The organism is uncultured Metabacillus sp. (assembly GCF_947503125.1).
In the GTDB taxonomy this organism is placed as follows: Bacteria; Bacillota; Bacilli; order Bacillales; family Bacillaceae; genus Metabacillus.
Map to the genome: position 1 here is coordinate 57,536 of NZ_CANNCR010000004.1, position 16,580 is coordinate 74,115.

The following is a 16,580-nucleotide window of genomic DNA, read 5'->3' on the forward strand; positions in this document are numbered from 1 at the left end:
AAATAGTTTCATAAAGATTTTCAACATGAATAAAAAATGATAGTAAAAGCGACCTTGTCAGTCGCTTATTTTTATTTGGATAAATTAGATTATTTTTTTAAGGACCGCACGTACCGGGCTTCCATCCCCTTCAACAAGCGGCAGTGGTAGAGCCGCCATTTCATAATCACCTGGTAGCACATTTGCTAAAACAAGCCCCTCCAATATATGAATGCCATGGGCAGCAAGTTGATGATGGGCTGATAACTCTTTACTATCTAAAGGGTCAACTGATGGCAAATCAAGACCAAGAAGTCGAATACCAACTTCGGAAAGGTACTTAGATAACTCCGGCTGGATATAAGGAATCGTTTGCGGAAATTTCTGCCGATCCTTCCAGGCATCGGTACGAATTAACAGACGAACAACACCATTAAGATCTAAACTAGATAATTCTTTTACTCCGATACAACTTATATTAGGGAGGTGAATGACCTTCGCTTTTCCAATATAGATATTTACATCCAAGTCAATCACTTTTTTCCCCTCATTATCAAAATGAAAAGGAGCATCAATATGCGTGCCGGTGTGTGTACTCATATTGATTTGGCCAACATTCACTGATCCACTTTCTTCTATATTCGTAATCAATTTATTAGAGAAAGGTGTGTCACCTGGCCAAACTGGCACCTTTTCATCCAAAGGTTGTGAAATATCAATCCATTTATTCATATCTTTTCCTCCATCTCATCTTACAGCTTCGTTCTTACACTCCATAGTTCTGGGAAGAACTGTTGATCCAGCACTCTTTTTAAATACGTTACGCCAGATGAACCTCCAGTACCTTTTTTATGGCCAATGATTCTTTCTACCGTACTCATATGATGAAAGCGCCAGGTTTGCTGTTGATAGCCAATATCCACCAGTTTTTCAGCAAGCTCATATAAATCCCAATAATGATCAACATTGCGATAAACGGTCAACCAAGCCGCTTCCACGCTGTCATTCGGTTCATAACTTAGTGAGAAATTCCTTTCGATTACATTTTTATCGACAGGTAATCCATTCGCAGCAAGTGCTTGAATGGCGATGTCATAAATACTTGGCTTCTGTAGAGCCTGCTGCATGTTCTCAAATAGGTCTGTCTGATGTTGATAGACTGATAATGTATGAACATTCTTATTACCAAGCGCAAATTCAATCAATCGATTTTGATAAGATTGAAATCCAGAAGAGCTCCCCAATTGATCTCTAAATTCCATATATTCTGCAGGAGTCAGAGTGGAAAGAACGCTCCATGATTGAATCAACTGCTGCTGAATTCTCGAAACACGTGACAGCATTTTAAATGACGGTTCCAACTCATTTTTGCTGATGCACTGAATAGCAGCTGATAACTCATGCAAAATAAGCTTCATCCAAAGCTCACTCGTCTGATGGATTATTATAAACAGCATTTCATCATGATGATCAGAGCATCTATGTTGGCTTGATAAGATGTGATCAAGCTTCAGATAATCTCCGTAAGACATCGCATGCTGGAAATCCGTTCGAATCCCTTTTTCCAACTCTTTTCCACTGTTTGGCTCATTGTTTTGGTCGTTCATTTTAAATTCCCCCTCTGTCATACCTATGCTCTGATCACCTTCCAAATCTTAAATACTACCATTCTTTCGTTATTTTTTCCTGTGTCTTCGTAAGAACATCCCTTTATGAAATGTTTTCACGCTTTTTCGCATATTTTTTATATTGGTTTTCTGACATGATCTTCTTAAGAATTTGCACCACTTTCCAAACATCCTCGTATGAACTATAAAGAGCAACAGGCGCTAGCCGTATAATATTTGGGGATCTGAAATCCGGTATGACACCGTTATCTTTCAAAGCTTTGCAAATGCGGGCAGCTTCAGGATGTTCAAGACTCACATGACCGCCGCGACACTCATCTTCTCTAGGATTTCCAATGAAAAAGCCCCAGTCTGCTAATTCGTATTCAATTAAATCCATTAAATATTGATTGATGCTTAGCGACTTTTCGCGAATCGTTTCAATCCCTGCCTCAGCAAAAAGCTCTAAGCAACCAATTAATGGGGCAAGACTTAATATATGTGGTGTTCCAATCTGATACGCTCCTGCCGATTCAGCTGGAGTGAAAAGATGTTCCATATCAAATTGCTTATCTTTTCTCGACCCGAACCATCCTGCGAGTCCAGGACTTGTTCCAAAGTGTTTTTTATTAACATATAAACCGCCAACAGCACCTGGTCCGCCATTTACATGTTTATAATGACACCAGTAAGCAAAATCAACTCCCCATTCACTAAACGAATGCGGAATGGCACCGACTGAATGACATGCGTCAAATCCAATGATAATATCTCTTTTATGCGCCTCTGCTGTTAACCGTTTTATATCAACGATTTGACTGCTCCGATAAAGCACGGTAGGCATAATTATGACCGCAATTTCTTCTGTCATCGCATCGATTATTTCATTTTCTTCTAAAAAACGGCCATCTCGGCTCTTTACACGAATAAGATGAGTTTCAGGATCATATCCACGAATACGAAGCTGACTTTGAAGGGCATATAGATCGGATGGGAAAGTTAGTTCATCGGCTAAAATTTTTGTACGCTTTCCTTTAGGCTTATAGAAAGTCGCGATTAATTGATGAAGGTTTACAGTTGTGGAGCCAGTAACAATCACTTCTTCAGGGGAAGCGCCTACTAATGGTGCACACATTTCGCCTAATTTCTCTGATAAGTAAAACCAGGGGTGTTTTCCTTGTAACCAACCATCGATTCCGAGCTCCTTCCAATCATCTATACATTCAAGCAGTGTACGTTCAGCTCTTTTTGAAAGAAGGCCCAATGAATTCCCATCCATATAAATGATGTCAGGCTTTAAATAAAACTCCTTACGATAGCGTTGAAGGCTATCTTGTTTATCTAAGTGTTTTGCAAAATCTACTAAAGGTTGAAAGTTATTTGAAGGCATGATAATCCCCCTTTTTTATTTTTTGGTGAATTCATGAAAAGCTTACTAAGGAATATGTGATGATGTATTAAGGATATAACCTATTCATTGCTGTTACGAATGACATAATTTGGGGTATGAAATGATCAAAAAGGAGATAGCTATTATGATATTTATGGAGAAACATATTGTTTTATAATCATTGAAAAACCAGGTAGGCAGTTCATTACACTTACATACCTGGCTTGTATTTTTTAAAGCACCATTGCGGCAATAATGCCAAAGATGAAGAGAGGAATATTAAAATGCAAAAAAGTTGGTACACATGTATCCCAAATATGATGATGTTTTCCATCTGCGTTTAACCCTGACGTTGGGCCAAGTGTGCTATCTGAAGCTGGTGAGCCAGCATCCCCAAGTGCACCAGCTGTTCCAATTAATGCGGCAGTCGCCATTGGAGAAAATCCGACTGTTGCACAAATCGGAACGAACAGGGCAGCAATAATTGGGATTGTCCCAAATGAAGAGCCAGTACCCATAGTAATAAGTAAGCCAATTAGAAGCATCACGACGGCAATAATAAATTTATTATCACCCAAAACTCCGGTTGAGTATTTCACAAGCTCATCAATCGCACCAGTTTCCTTTAAAATTGTCGCATATCCTGAAGCAATTAACATGACAAATGCTATCATTCCCATCATTTTAATCCCTTCATTAACAACCATTTCTCCTTTTTTAAATGGGACAACCGTTAACAGAAACATGAGAATAATCCCAGTTATGCCTCCCAAAACAAGGGAGCTGGAAACTAACTGGACGATCAGGGCACATATAATAGAGACAATTGTAAAGAAATGACGTTTCGTAAATGTTAGTCCGCTCTCTATTGATACTGCTGCCTCATTGATAACCCCTTGATTCCTTTCAGGGATTTCACGAGCCTTGCCATAAGAGATAAAAATCGCAATCAATACTCCTACAATCATGCCAAGACCTGGTATTAACATCGCGCTTGCAACAGATGAAAGGGGGATGTCCATACCGCTTGCTTTCATTTCATCGGCAATAATTCCATGAAATATTAACCCAAAACCGGCAGGAATCATGATATAAGGCGCCTCCACTCCAAACGTTAATGCCGTGGCGACACCTCTGCGATCGATCTTCATCGTATCGAATAGATGGAGCAAAGGAGGTATTAAGATTGGAATAAACGCAATGTGGATCGGAACAATATTTTGGGATAAGCAAGAAACTCCGGCAATTGTCAACAACAAGATGGTTCGCTTCCCTTTTAAAACGCTTACAAGACTTTTTACAAGAAATCCTGTAATACCCGAATAACCAATCATAACAGCAAATATACCAAGCATAACATAACTTAATGCTGTATTCGCCTGTCCTCCCATGCCAGAGATCAGCATATTCGTCGCTTCCACTAATGACAGGCCTTCCATCAAACCAGCTACACCGGCTGCAATTAAAATCGCAAACATGACATTTACACCAAGAAGACTCAATGCAGACATTACTATGACTGAAACTACTACTGCATTTAACATCTGATCATCCTTTCTACCCTTTCGAATGCCTTACATTTTTAGTTCAATCTATATAGAAAGGGAACAGGCCTTCATCTCAACTAATTAACTACAAATGGTGCTGTTCCCTTAAAATTGAATACTTAATTTTGTGTATGAGTCTTCTTTTCTCCTAAATAATCAAAGTGGAAAACTCCCTCTTTCAACCATTCGTTCATTGCTTCAATATCCTTTGAAAAAACTCGATCTTCACTAATAAATGGAATGATCTTTCTGCCATTTTCTAAAAATGCCTTTGTTGCTGTCGCCATTTTATCGATGCCGCGTATTTCAGCTGCCTGCATCCCGCAAATAGCTTCAATCGCCATTACTCTGCGTGTATTTGTTATGACTTGATAAGCATGCCGTGAACCGATTGTCCCCATGCTGACATGATCCTCTTGGTTGGCTGAGGAAGGAATGGAATCAACACTTGCGGGATGTGCCAATGTTTTGTTTTCCGAAACGAGTGAGGCTGCAACGTACTGCATAATCATGGCGCCTGATTGCAGACCAGGCTCTGGGCTTAAAAATGGCGGCAAATCATTTAACTGCGGATTTACTAAGCGTTCAATTCTTCGTTCTGAAATATTGGCCAGCTCTGCCATTGCAATGGCTAAAAAGTCCATAGCAAGGGCAATTGGCTGCCCGTGGAAATTTCCCCCTGATAAAACCTTTTCACCATTTTCAAAGATTAATGGATTATCTGTTGCCGCATTCATTTCGATCTCCAATTTTTCTTTCACATAATTTAACGTTTGCCATGTTGCTCCATGTACTTGCGGGATACAGCGGATTGAATAGCCATCTTGGACGCGTAATTCTCCCTGTTTTGTCGTTAGTTGACTATCACTAAGCAGTCCGCGAATTCGTTCTGCAACTTCTACTTGCTCTTTATAGCCCCTTGCTAGATGGATATCCCCATCAAAGGCATCAATAATTCCACGAAGTCCTTCAATTGTCAATGAGGCAATTAATTCTGTTTGGTAAGCTAGTTTTTCAGCTTCCATATAGGCTATTGCCCCCATTGCTGTCATTGCCTGTGTTCCATTGATAAGGGCTAATCCCTCTTTTGCTGTTAATGTGATGGGAAAAATCGACTCTTTCGTTAAAGCTTCAATCGCAGGTACTCGCTTTCCTTTATAGAAAACCTCACCTTCGCCAATTAAAACGAGGGCAAGATGGGAAAGCGGCGCTAAATCACCGCTTGCTCCAAGTGAACCTTGCTGAGGAATGACAGGATGGATCCCTGTATTTAATAAGTCTAACAACCGTTCAATCACAACAGGCCGGACACCGGAAAATCCTTTCAGCAAGGCGTTGGCACGAAGCAGGATCATTGCTCGTGAAACGACCTCTGGAAACGGTTCGCCAATTCCGCAAGCATGGGAACGAATGAGATTTAGCTGCAACGACTCCACATCATCCTTGCCAATAAGAACATCACTAAATTTTCCAAAACCTGTTGTAATCCCATAGACGATTCTTCCTTCTGCGACAATTTTATCCACCGCTTTTCGGCTTTCTTGCACTTTTCTCATGCTTTCTTCCGAATACACAACCTTTTCACCATCAAAAAGAACTTTCTTTAGTTCAGAAAATGTAAGTGTTTGACCCGTTAATGTAACCATCATTCTTTCTCCCTTCAAAATCCTTTAGTTAAGTAAAGAGGCAATAGAAAAGGGGGCTATATCAATGAAATCAAATATGATTTCAAGATATAGCCCCCTATTTACTAAAATACTATGGGCAAATTATATATGATTAATGCCAAAACCAATGGTTTCATGCTCAGATCCCTTAACAGGCGCACCAATTGTACCATATAAGGAAACAGCAATCCAATCTCCCTCTTGCTCATTATCATACGGGTTCCCCCGCAAAATGGCAAAAGATAAGCCAACCGTTCTAAGTACTGACCCTATTTGAACTTGGCCTCTAGTTACACCATGAAGCGCCTCAATTATTGCATGGTATAATGCATGTGATTCACGATAAACATCAGACTGGATAATCTCATTTTTCTTTGCTGCTGTTTCAATTGCAGCAACTACTTTATGTGCATCCATCGACCCGACTTTCCCTACACAACCCTTCCAATTCGACTGCTCGAGTTTTGCCAGCTGTTCAGTTGAATCGTCAGATAGTAGAAGAAGAATGGCGTGCCGACCGATACGACGATCTTTACTCAATGCCATATAAACAACTCTTTCTCACTTACTATTTATCTAAAATACTCTAATAGCTAATAACTAGTTTCATTGTAAGCGCTTGAAAATTGAGTGTCAACCATATTTTTCATAAAGCGAGACTTATCGGAATCTTTACGGGCAGTTCTACCGCTTGACTCCTATGCCTCAATTGAATCTTGTTATGGGGATTACTGACCGTTAAGATTGGGATAAAGCGCCATATCTTCCACTATAATATGAAAAAGACACGGCATTTGTGATACTTGCAGGAAAATAGTTACTCTATTCCTGAACGATAGGCAAATGGTGTGCACCCTTCAAGCTGTTTGAATTTCGTATTAAAATACGTTTGATGTGTATAGCCTGTTAACCGTGAAATTTCCTCTATCGAAAGTTCAGTATCCTGCAAAAGCCGTTTTGCTTCCCGAATCCGCATTTGATGCAGTGTATCTCGAAACGATTGTCCAGATTCTGCAGCAAAGCGACGGCTAAGCGTGCTTTTATTGATCCTGAGTGCTTGAGCACATGCAGCCAAATTCCACTGAGCATCCCAAAAATTTGCTTCCATCATGTCTTTAACCTTTTCGACAAGTGTCTCTGTGCCCTTCTGGTGACTGTCATTCCTTGCTGCAAGCAGATGGGTGACAAATGTAAGCAGTTCAGAAACAATTTGATATATGACCGGATTTCGGATAATTTGCTGAAAGACATTGTGGTAGGCGATTTCCCAGTCTGCTTCATTTGTCTTATATGCCTTCATATACCTGCGGATTTGCGCCAAAACACTTGTCAATCTGATTCGTACCATGTCAGGGCTTGGATACGGTTTTTTATAGGTGAAAAATTCATGTTCTACCCATTCGCATATCGCTTTAGTATCTCTTTTTTCAAGCATTTCAATCCACTGACGCTGTTCGAGCGGTGTCAGAAAAGGATCCATATCCCGCCATCCTGCTCGTTCATCTCCCGCCAAAATAATGTCATACCCTTCAAAGAACACTTGCTCTGTTAATTCCTTTGTTTGTCGATAGATTTCCTTTAATGTGCTTTTTCCTGCAGGTGAATTCAATACAAGGGCTAGGGGTTCCTCCATTTGTTCCTTCCAGCTTGCAAGAAATGCTCGACACTGTTCCTTTAGATGTGATTGCTCCTCTGTTTCATGAATCCCTAATATAAATTGAGATAAGGCAAAAAACCGATACTTTCCAGTAAAAGGGAACTCTTGCAGTGTTTCATATACATAAGGCAATGCATGCCCATTTGGGGTGATAAATGCCGACATGATAACCGATTGCGGATGGAGTTTGTCATTCAAGAAAAAATCAGCATAATCGATATCGATATGATCGTTCTCCTCCTCATTACTGCCAGCCGAAAATTGCTTACGATTTCGAATTTGAAAACGTAATTGCTGAACTTGTTTAATTAAATCTCCAGGGGAAAACGGTCGGAACAAAATATCCTCCGCATGCAGGCTCAGGCCGCGATAGGCAACCTGAAACACTCTCTCCGAAGAGATCCCTAACCAGCGGATTTGTTTAGTTTGCAGCACTTCTTTTAAAGGGTCATCTTTCAATGCCCATTTATCCATATCTATGATGACAAAGTCTGGCTTTTCATACTTAATAACATTGGAAAGTTCTTTTATTTCTTCAAATGACGTCAACTGAATTCCTGTGACATGTGATTGTATGATCCAACGTATTCCTTGTGCTTCAAGTCCATCTTTGGCTACCAGATAAATCTTCATCCCTGCAACTCCTAAAGCTTTTTTTACAGTTTTCTCCTTAAACTAGCACGTCCATTCTCCCAATTTACGAAAACGTCAAGTTCAAAAAGCTGCGAGAGTTTTTCTTCTGAAATCATCTCATCTGTACGTCCCGAATCGAACACCTCACCTTTTTTCAACAAAAGCGTATGGGAGAAAATGGGGAGAATTTCTTCTACATGGTGTGTGACATATAGGAATGTCGGGGCATTTTCGCGTTTATTGATCGTCTCCAATGCTGCCAACAGCTGCTCACGAGCAAGAAAATCCAAGCCAGTTGTCGGCTCATCCAAGATTAATAGCTCAGGGTCTGCCATTAATGCTCTGGCAATTAGTACCCGCTGTCTCTCACCTTGTGAAAGAGTTTCATAAGCTCTATCAGCATAGGACAAACAATGAAGTTCCTCCAGCAGTCCAATTGCTTTTTGTCTCATTTCATCTGTAGGTTCCTCATATAAACCAATGGAAGCGAATGCTCCACTTAAAACAATTTGATATGCCGTATCTGACGGATAGAGCTTTTGCTGTAAATTTGAAGACACCAAACCAATTTTTTGCCGCAGTTTTTCTGCTAAATAGTCTCTACCAAACACTTTTCCTAAAACGGTAACACTACCTGTTGTAGGGAAATAGTATGCACAAAGCATGCTTAATAGCGCTGTCTTTCCCGCACCATTCAACCCATAAAGCACCCAGTTTTCTTGTTTATGTATTGTCCAATTAATTTCTTTTAACAACCAGTGTCCGTTTCTCTTTAACGAAACGTTAGTAAGCTCAATTATGGTACTCATTGTCCACCTCTTTTTCCGACTTGATTCTATGAATCTACTTTTTTACCATCTTACAAAAGATTGGAGAAAAATACTATAACCTCGTTTTGTTGTACCTAATTTTGTAAAAATTAATTGCTTTCTTTCCGTAAATTCTTTATAATCGCTAAAAAGATCATTTGGTTCGATGACGAAGAGAGTAATTTTACAAAAAATCCAAAGCGAGTTAGGGATGGTGGGAGCCTAATGGATGATGTAAAATGAAGCGCACTTCTGAGAAGCTGCTCCGAAATTATAGTAGGTCCAGCCGGGGAACACCTCGATATCAAGGAAAAGAAGGTTCTTAATGAACAATAAGAGTGGTACCGCGGGCAAATCTCGTCTCTAGTTTAGAGGCGGGATTTTTTTATTTTCAAAAGAAAGGTGATAAAGAAGATGGATTTACTAAACATATATGCTGAAGAATTAACGAAAAGCTTAAACGGCATTCTCTCTCTTGAAAATATTTTAGAATTAATTGAAAAACCTAGATATTCTACTCAAGGTGATATCGCATTCCCTTGCTTCACGTTGGCAAAGACCTTAAAGAAAGCGCCAAACCAGATTGCTGTTGAAATTGCAACTCGCATCAATCATCCAATGTTTGAAAAAGTAGTGGCAGATGGACCTTATGTTAATGGATTTTTTCATAAAAAACTCGTCAGCAATGTAGTGATTACTTCGATTCTTGACCAAGGGAAACACTATGGTTCATCCGACATTGGAAATGGCAAAAACATAACAATAGACTTTTCATCTCCTAATATTGCAAAGCCCTTTTCAATGGGGCATTTACGTTCAACTGTAATTGGAAACTCACTTGCCCATATTTTTGAAAAATGTGGGTATAATGCAATTCGAATTAACCATTTAGGGGATTGGGGCACCCAGTTTGGAAAATTGATTGTCGCTTATAAGCTATGGGGAAATGAGGAGCAAGTAAAGCAAAACCCGATAAAGGAATTGCTGAGCCTTTATGTAAAATTTCATGAAGAAGCTGAGCAACAAAAACATCTTGAAGAAGAAGCGAGAATCTGGTTTAAAAAACTTGAAGATGGTGATGCGGAACCAACCAAGCTTTGGGAATGGTTTAGATCAGAGTCTCTCCAAGAGTTTTCAAAAATCTATAAGTCATTAGGGATTACCTTTGATTCCTACCATGGTGAAGCATTTTATAACGATAAAATGGAGAAAACTCTCCGACTACTCAATGATCAAAAGCTGCTTTCAACCTCTGATGGTGCAGAAGTCGTCCATTTAGATGAGTATGAATTACCGCCATGTTTACTAAAAAAATCAGATGGGGCTACCCTTTATGCAACAAGGGATTTAACAGCAGCATTATATAGACAAGAAACCTACCATTTCAAAAAAGGAATCTATGTTGTCGGTCATGAACAAAGCCTGCACTTTAAACAAGTATTTCTTGTTCTTAAGAAAATGGGATATAACTGGGCAAACAATTTAGTCCACGTTCCATTCGGCTTCATTTTAAAGGATGGCAAGAAAATGTCGACGAGAAAAGGCAAGGTTGTCCTTTTGGAAGATGTCATCAGTGAAGCCGTTTCTTTAGCAAAAGAAAACATTGAAGTGAAGAATCCAGGCTTACAAAATAAAGATGAGGTAGCGAAGCAAGTTGCAATTGGAGCTTTAATTTTTCATGACTTAAAAAATGAGCGCTTAAATAATATTGAATTTTCACTAAAAGATATGCTGAAATTTGAAGGCGAAACTGGACCATATGTGCAATATACACATGCCAGAGCTTGTTCCATTTTAAGAAAAGCTGGGGGAGCAAAAGATAGTCTAGCTGAAGGGTTAGATGGAGAGGAAAGCTGGGAATTAGTAAAGATGCTGATGGACTTCCCTGCTGTCATTAAAAAAAGCATGACTTTATATGAACCATCACAAATCGCCAAATACTTGATTGATCTCTCACAAGAATTCAATAAATACTATGGCATTGTGAAGATATTAGCTGATGATGAACAAAAGGCGCAACGTATCGCTTTAGTCAAATCTGTTACAACCGTCTTGAGTGAAGGTTTAAGATTGCTTGGGATCACTGCTCCTGAAGAAATGTAGTCTTGTATCACAAGAAAAGTACTGATGTTTTTCAATTTCAATTAAAGAACTAATAAATTCCTCCACTGTGGTCAAACTAATCAAAAGCCAGATCACGGAGGTGTTCCTATGTTAAGCAATGATGAGGAATATACAGATTTTTCAAATGTCGAAACCCAAAGAAACTTCTTAACAGCTGAAGAATTCCCGGAAGGTTCTTTCGGCTCACCAATTGGTAAGAATAAAAAGGTAGAAAATAAAAATACACCATGGCAGCATGGACAACAATTTTATAGCGCTTTTACTTATGAAAACCGCATTTTGCACGAGGATATGCCAAGGCAATTCCCGAATGCACATCCGCCACACGATGAAAAAAGTATAAATACTGAAGAACCATATAATGACTCTCGTTAAACTTTAGGCAATCATCTCTGGTTGCCTAAAGTTTATTTTACCTAGAATTATGCACAAGCAAAAGTAAAATAGTGTTTATTTTTTTTACTAATTATAGGAAAATAGATATTGTAAGTGAATAAAACGATTTAAAGAGGTGACTTTCAAATGGTGAACATGAAACCTTCACCTATGACTTTAACACCCCATGCAAAGCCTGGTATTAGGAAGGCGATTCTTTGCATGGGACGGTCTAATTACTAAATATCGCCCATAATAATCGACTGCTTGACTAATATTTCGGCTTTGCACTTATTTTTTGATTTATAAAAAATAAGGAGCTGAGCGGAAATGAAATATGTAAATGCAAGTCGCGTATTACCTGAAGAATTGATCAAAGAAATCCAAAAGTATGTACAAGGAGAAACTGTTTATATTCCTAAACCAAAAAGGAATCATCAAAAATGGGGATCAAACTCAGGTAGCAGACAATTAATAGATGACCGAAATGCTAAAATAAAAAAATCTTTCAAAAACGGGAATGAGATTGACCAATTAGCCGATGAATTTTTTCTCTCGATTGAAACGATAAAAAAAATAGTTTACTCAAAAACATTTGAAAGCACTGATTCATAAACAGTGCTTTTTTATATGGCTATTTTATTTCTGAATTGTTTTTTACCTATAATTTTGCAGACTAAGATTTTAAAGTAAAAGGAGATATAATGTTGAAATTTTGTAGGAGGAGTGATAACGATGGAACCCTTTATCAAAAGTTATCAATTTCATTTTATCAAGAAACAAACACAGATTCTTTTAAATGGTCATTCAAGCACAAAAGATCCAGGGGTTTTAAGTGCTCTTAAATTAGTTGCAATCGAAAAAGTATATGAATTATTTCCTGACTTAAATAAGGAGCAAGAACAATTACTCTATTTCATTCAGACCATAAAAGAAAAACAACAAGCAGAAACGTTTTTACATGGATTAAAGCCTTATGTTATTCCTTTTAAAGAAATAAGTGATAAATCCTTGAAAAATTTATTTCCAAAGATAAAAAAGCTAAAGCTCCCAAATCTTGAAAAAATTGATTTTACAGAAATCTCCTATTTAGGCTGGACAGATCAAGCTTCGGAAAGAAAATATCTTGTTTTTGTAAAAGAAAATAAACTAATTGGAATAAAAGGGACATTTAAAAACAGCCATAAGAAAGGAATTTGTTCATTATGTAATTCCCATGGACAAATAGGTATGTTTATTACTGAATCTAAGCCTTCAGTAAAGGGGACCTACATTAATAAGGGACGATATATATGTCAAGACAGCATGGAATGCAACCAAAAACTAATCAACAATGAGAAATTAATTGATTTTATTGAGCACATGAATCATTAAGCAGTAGATCAAATCTGTTTTTTGATGATCAAGTACCTATTGCGCCATTAATCCTTCATACCTTAAATAAACACCAAATCAAATTAACGATATCCCTGAAATAACTTTTATCAGAATACTTCGAAGAAAAGATCTTTAGGTTTAATTTGTCTATTAAGGGCATGATATACATACGTATTTCATTTGTGAGGTGGATGTTATGGCCAAGAAGGAACAACAAACTGGCACTGATGATGCCATTATTCTTATGTTCTTAGATTTGGTTGAAGAAGACGGAATCGAAGTAGAAGTAACTCTAAGTGTCCAAGGGGCGATTATTTCAGGGACATTAATTGGAGCAAGCGCCTACTATGAAGGCGTAACAGAAGCTTCCAAACACCTTCAGGACAGTACAATGTCAAAAATCATTTCAAAAAAATTCGGTGATTTAAAAGAAGCTTACGCCAAACAAAAACAAGAAGAGGCTGAAAAAGAGCAAAAGGGAAGTTTAAAAACCTTCATTCACTTAAAACATGCCAAGTATCACAGTAAACCAACTCAATTACCTAATGGCTCCTGGTGGAGAGGTAGAATTTCATCAATAGATGGCTTTTCTTTCGATTTACTTAACTAAAACACCTTCAGGCAATAAAATCCCCTTCAAAACCTTTTGGGGGTTTTATTTTTAATAGAGTATCAGCATGTATGTTTCAGAAAAGTATGTATCTTATGTATTACATGATGATACATTTTCACTGCTTACACATTGAACACTAAAAACTAGGGTTGTAGAGGAGGTAAGAGATGAGTAATGTAAGTTGCAGTAACCCTGGTGGTGCAAACAATAAATCACATACAAGTTCTAAAGAAGGAAATTTAATATGGTGGCAGTTATCGTTGATTGGGATTGGCTGCACAATTGGTACCGGATATTTTCTTGGCTCGAGTATAGGTGTAGAAATAACTGGACCCTCTATTGTTATTTCATTTCTCTTAGCAGCGCTTGGAACATTTATTGTTTTTAATGTTTTGGCGAAAATGACGTCTGAAGACCCTCAAGAAGGATCATTTTGTTATTATGCCGGCAAGGCTTTTGGAAAGTGGGCGGAATTCAGCTGCGGCTGGAATTATTGGTGTTCTAATATTCTTATTATGGGTAGTCAACTAACTGCACTTGCTATCCTTTCACGGTTTTGGTTCCCCCATATTCCGTTATGGATCTTTGCAGCAGGCTATGCCATTCTTTCAATTTTGGTGGTGATTTCCGGAACAAAAGGGTTTGATAAAATTGAAAATTTATTTTGTCGCAGTTATTGCCTTAGTTTGCTTAAAAATGAAAAAAGGGTGGAAAAAGCCTGTGAATAAAATTCGATATTATTAGGTTTCCTATAGAATGGTCAATCTTATTATTTGGTTGACCATTTTTTATATAAGTCTTAGCTTTAAAAGTAAAAATGATGATGAGAAATCATTCCCCATCACCATTTACCTCTTTTGCTTCATTTTGCTCCCAATAGTAATCAGCGAGAATATCTGAAAAGACATCGATTGTTCTTTCCAGCTCTTCTAAGTTATTATCCACACCGCCAACTTCCAAAAGCATGGCATTATTGGACACATCCTGATTGTAAACTCCATTTCCATCACTTTTAGACTTAAGAAACACACCGCGGCTAATCCCAGGGTATTTTGCCTCAAGTCTTTGATGAAACGTTTTCGCTACATCGAGATTTTCTAGATAATTTTCGTGTTCCTTTCCAACGACAAAATAAACCCTAGCATAATTTTTTCCATTGATTGTTTTTGTCGTGATGTGTCTTCGAGCGGAATCGCGATGAATATCAATAAAATAATCTAAATTCGCATTCTTCGCAGCAGCAGCTTCCTCAACAATCTCACCTGATACAGTATAAGCTCTGGTAGATTTCCAGCCTTTCTTATGCAACTCCTGTGTCATATTGGTTTTATCATGGATGACGCCAATTCCTCGTTTCATCAGGTTTTCAGCTAATCGGCTTCCAAGACCAATCACATTTACCCTTTCGTCAGAGCTTATCGCCTCATTGGAGTTATTTGCATCCTTTAATAATGGCAAAAACGATTCCCAGCTGTGGCTTTGATAAATAAAAACAGTTTTATGCTCAGGATTAGCAACAGGCTTTTGATCTGTTTCTGAGTTTTGTCGTTCACTAAGCTTTTCCTCCGCCACTTGTCTTTCCTTCAGTAAAACCTCAGTCGGCGGCGGTGACTCGTAGGGAAGATTACTAAGATTCGTCCCTTCCCCTGCTATAGCAATTTCTGTTTCATACAATTTCAATCCAGGCAATTCATTTCCTAAATACGTTCTTACATCTGTTGGTTTTATCCTTGTTGCTAATTGGATGGCTAATGCTGAAAGATTTGCTGTGGTAAATAAGGGGTTATCGGGATTTTGATAAAAGTACTGATTTTCAGCCTGGAGAAAATGAACAAATAGTTGCTCTGTGCTAAAATCACCAATCGTCCTTTGAATATTTTTAGAATCAACTCTCACATTAAACGTTATAATAAGGCCGATTAAACAAAAAACAAAAATCACGGTCAAAGCGGGAACATAGAAAAGCTTAAATAAGAAGAGATCCTTTGTTTTCACAACACACCCCCTTTTATTCTTCATTTATGTATATGAAAAGAAGAAGGGGGTATAACAAGATTTATCTCATTTTTATCTCATTTTTATTTCTATTCATCTTTGCTTTATAGATAATTAAATTGTATCATCCTCATTTATAATGGCCAGTACTTGATGGTCTTCCCATTTTCCGTTGACTTTAACATTTTTCCTAGCAACGCCTTCCTTGTGAAACCCTGCTTTCTCTAAAACTCTGATGGAGCCAATATTATGCGGCATTACACCAGCTTCAATTCTATGTAGCTTTAATTGATTAAATGCAAAATCAACGATTAAACGAACCGCTTCTGTCATATATCCCTTTCCATTATGGTTGCGGTCTAAAGAATAACCGACATAACAGCTCTGTAAAGCCCCTCTCAACACTTCTGAAAGCATAATGGAACGAATTTGTTCTTTTGATTCTTTTAAAAATATTCCGAAAAAATAATATTGATCAAGCTCCTGCAGTTCTTTATTTTTCTTAATTCTCGCCAGCTGACCTTCTAATGTATAAAAAGATTCCTCCCGGCGTGCAGCAAACTTTTGAAAAAATTCCCGATTGTTCAGCTCAAGCTGCAAGGAGGCCTTAGCATCATCAGGTTCTAATGTTCTGACAAATATATTTTCGCTGCTAAATTTCATTTCGCATTTCCTCCTAATTGATTTTTTGTTAGTTCAAGGCATATAACAATATATTAAAAAAGCAGCAAAGCTATTTAGAGACATGCTTTGATACCTTTATAATCACTTGTTTTTTTAGTTTAAAATCAACCGTGTTTGCTTCAT

At 38.0% G+C, this 16,580-nt stretch carries 15 protein-coding genes, 1 pseudogene and 1 other annotated feature; of the genes and pseudogenes, 6 read left to right on the forward strand and 10 right to left on the reverse strand.

Annotation, left to right across the window (positions count from 1 at the left end):
* Nucleotides 1-84 precede the first annotated feature (84 nt).
* From kynB to Q1B07_RS04790, 8 genes are all read right to left on the reverse strand, one after another.
* Entirely contained in the window at nt 85-711 is a 627-nt protein-coding gene (gene kynB / locus Q1B07_RS04755; protein WP_299089066.1) for an arylformamidase, read from the reverse strand.
* A gap of 20 nt (nt 712-731) precedes the next feature.
* Complete coding sequence (gene kynA / locus Q1B07_RS04760; RefSeq protein WP_299089064.1) at nt 732-1,586, reverse strand: tryptophan 2,3-dioxygenase; 855 nt, start codon at nt 1,584-1,586, stop codon at nt 732-734.
* 103 nt (nt 1,587-1,689) lie between these two features.
* On the reverse strand, nt 1,690-2,976 hold the full coding sequence (kynU, locus tag Q1B07_RS04765; RefSeq protein ID WP_299089062.1) for a kynureninase: 1,287 nt from the start codon (nt 2,974-2,976) through the stop codon (nt 1,690-1,692).
* Nucleotides 2,977-3,209: 233 nt separating this feature from the next.
* The gene (locus Q1B07_RS04770; protein WP_299089059.1) at nt 3,210-4,520 is read right to left on the reverse strand and encodes a Na+/H+ antiporter NhaC family protein; all 1,311 of its coding nucleotides are present in this window, start codon (nt 4,518-4,520) and stop codon (nt 3,210-3,212) included.
* 122 nt (nt 4,521-4,642) lie between these two features.
* Complete coding sequence (hutH, locus tag Q1B07_RS04775) at nt 4,643-6,169, reverse strand: histidine ammonia-lyase (protein WP_299089056.1); 1,527 nt, start codon at nt 6,167-6,169, stop codon at nt 4,643-4,645.
* A gap of 123 nt (nt 6,170-6,292) precedes the next feature.
* Nucleotides 6,293-6,736, reverse strand: a complete 444-nt coding sequence (gene hutP / locus Q1B07_RS04780) for a hut operon transcriptional regulator HutP (RefSeq protein WP_299089055.1) — start codon at nt 6,734-6,736, stop codon at nt 6,293-6,295.
* A 271-nt stretch (nt 6,737-7,007) separates the two neighbouring features.
* The gene (locus Q1B07_RS04785) at nt 7,008-8,480 is read right to left on the reverse strand and encodes a response regulator transcription factor (RefSeq protein ID WP_299089053.1); all 1,473 of its coding nucleotides are present in this window, start codon (nt 8,478-8,480) and stop codon (nt 7,008-7,010) included.
* A gap of 23 nt (nt 8,481-8,503) precedes the next feature.
* Nucleotides 8,504-9,289 carry an ABC transporter ATP-binding protein gene (locus tag Q1B07_RS04790; RefSeq protein WP_299089051.1) on the reverse strand — a complete coding sequence of 262 codons (786 nt, stop codon included), beginning with the start codon at nt 9,287-9,289 and terminating at the stop codon, nt 8,504-8,506.
* A gap of 157 nt (nt 9,290-9,446) precedes the next feature.
* Nucleotides 9,447-9,657, forward strand: a binding site (T-box leader).
* A 46-nt stretch (nt 9,658-9,703) separates the two neighbouring features.
* Between Q1B07_RS04790 and argS the strand changes: the two genes are divergently transcribed.
* From argS to Q1B07_RS04820, 6 genes and pseudogenes are all read left to right on the forward strand, one after another.
* On the forward strand, nt 9,704-11,392 hold the full coding sequence (argS, locus tag Q1B07_RS04795) for an arginine--tRNA ligase (RefSeq protein ID WP_299089050.1): 1,689 nt from the start codon (nt 9,704-9,706) through the stop codon (nt 11,390-11,392).
* A gap of 108 nt (nt 11,393-11,500) precedes the next feature.
* Nucleotides 11,501-11,788, forward strand: coding sequence for a hypothetical protein (locus Q1B07_RS04800; RefSeq protein WP_299089048.1), 288 nt, complete (start codon nt 11,501-11,503; stop codon nt 11,786-11,788).
* A 330-nt stretch (nt 11,789-12,118) separates the two neighbouring features.
* A complete protein-coding gene (locus Q1B07_RS04805) occupies nt 12,119-12,403 on the forward strand; it encodes a CD3324 family protein (protein WP_299089046.1) in 285 nt (94 codons plus the stop codon).
* Nucleotides 12,404-12,523: 120 nt separating this feature from the next.
* Complete coding sequence (locus Q1B07_RS04810) at nt 12,524-13,162, forward strand: FusB/FusC family EF-G-binding protein (RefSeq protein WP_299089044.1); 639 nt, start codon at nt 12,524-12,526, stop codon at nt 13,160-13,162.
* 199 nt (nt 13,163-13,361) lie between these two features.
* Nucleotides 13,362-13,775: a gas vesicle accessory protein GvpU gene (gvpU, locus tag Q1B07_RS04815; protein WP_299089042.1), complete on the forward strand. Its 414-nt coding sequence runs from the start codon at nt 13,362-13,364 to the stop codon at nt 13,773-13,775.
* Nucleotides 13,776-13,945: 170 nt separating this feature from the next.
* A pseudogene (locus tag Q1B07_RS04820) lies at nt 13,946-14,440 on the forward strand (amino acid permease); the annotation flags it as partial.
* A gap of 169 nt (nt 14,441-14,609) precedes the next feature.
* On the opposite strand, the gene Q1B07_RS04825 reads toward Q1B07_RS04820, so the two are convergent.
* Both Q1B07_RS04825 and Q1B07_RS04830 read right to left on the reverse strand, forming a co-directional pair.
* On the reverse strand, nt 14,610-15,773 hold the full coding sequence (locus Q1B07_RS04825) for a stage II sporulation protein P (protein ID WP_299089040.1): 1,164 nt from the start codon (nt 15,771-15,773) through the stop codon (nt 14,610-14,612).
* 114 nt (nt 15,774-15,887) lie between these two features.
* Nucleotides 15,888-16,436 carry a GNAT family protein gene (locus Q1B07_RS04830; RefSeq protein ID WP_299089039.1) on the reverse strand — a complete coding sequence of 183 codons (549 nt, stop codon included), beginning with the start codon at nt 16,434-16,436 and terminating at the stop codon, nt 15,888-15,890.
* Nucleotides 16,437-16,580: the final 144 nt, after the last annotated feature.

What these genes read in the sequence shown, in the direction of transcription:
- kynB (WP_299089066.1), bottom strand. Translation starts at nt 711, where the DNA reads ATGAATAAATGGATTGATATTTCACAACCTTTGGATGAAAAGGTGCCA.
- kynA (WP_299089064.1), bottom strand. Translation starts at nt 1,586, where the DNA reads ATGAACGACCAAAACAATGAGCCAAACAGTGGAAAAGAGTTGGAAAAA.
- gvpU (WP_299089042.1), top strand. Translation starts at nt 13,362, where the DNA reads ATGGCCAAGAAGGAACAACAAACTGGCACTGATGATGCCATTATTCTT.
- hutH (WP_299089056.1), bottom strand. Translation starts at nt 6,169, where the DNA reads ATGGTTACATTAACGGGTCAAACACTTACATTTTCTGAACTAAAGAAA.
- hutP (WP_299089055.1), bottom strand. Translation starts at nt 6,736, where the DNA reads ATGGCATTGAGTAAAGATCGTCGTATCGGTCGGCACGCCATTCTTCTT.
- Q1B07_RS04830 (WP_299089039.1), bottom strand. Translation starts at nt 16,436, where the DNA reads ATGAAATTTAGCAGCGAAAATATATTTGTCAGAACATTAGAACCTGAT.
- argS (WP_299089050.1), top strand. Translation starts at nt 9,704, where the DNA reads ATGGATTTACTAAACATATATGCTGAAGAATTAACGAAAAGCTTAAAC.
- Q1B07_RS04810 (WP_299089044.1), top strand. Translation starts at nt 12,524, where the DNA reads ATGGAACCCTTTATCAAAAGTTATCAATTTCATTTTATCAAGAAACAA.
- Q1B07_RS04770 (WP_299089059.1), bottom strand. Translation starts at nt 4,520, where the DNA reads ATGTTAAATGCAGTAGTAGTTTCAGTCATAGTAATGTCTGCATTGAGT.
- Q1B07_RS04805 (WP_299089046.1), top strand. Translation starts at nt 12,119, where the DNA reads ATGAAATATGTAAATGCAAGTCGCGTATTACCTGAAGAATTGATCAAA.
- Q1B07_RS04790 (WP_299089051.1), bottom strand. Translation starts at nt 9,289, where the DNA reads ATGAGTACCATAATTGAGCTTACTAACGTTTCGTTAAAGAGAAACGGA.
- Q1B07_RS04800 (WP_299089048.1), top strand. Translation starts at nt 11,501, where the DNA reads ATGTTAAGCAATGATGAGGAATATACAGATTTTTCAAATGTCGAAACC.
- Q1B07_RS04785 (WP_299089053.1), bottom strand. Translation starts at nt 8,480, where the DNA reads ATGAAGATTTATCTGGTAGCCAAAGATGGACTTGAAGCACAAGGAATA.
- kynU (WP_299089062.1), bottom strand. Translation starts at nt 2,976, where the DNA reads ATGCCTTCAAATAACTTTCAACCTTTAGTAGATTTTGCAAAACACTTA.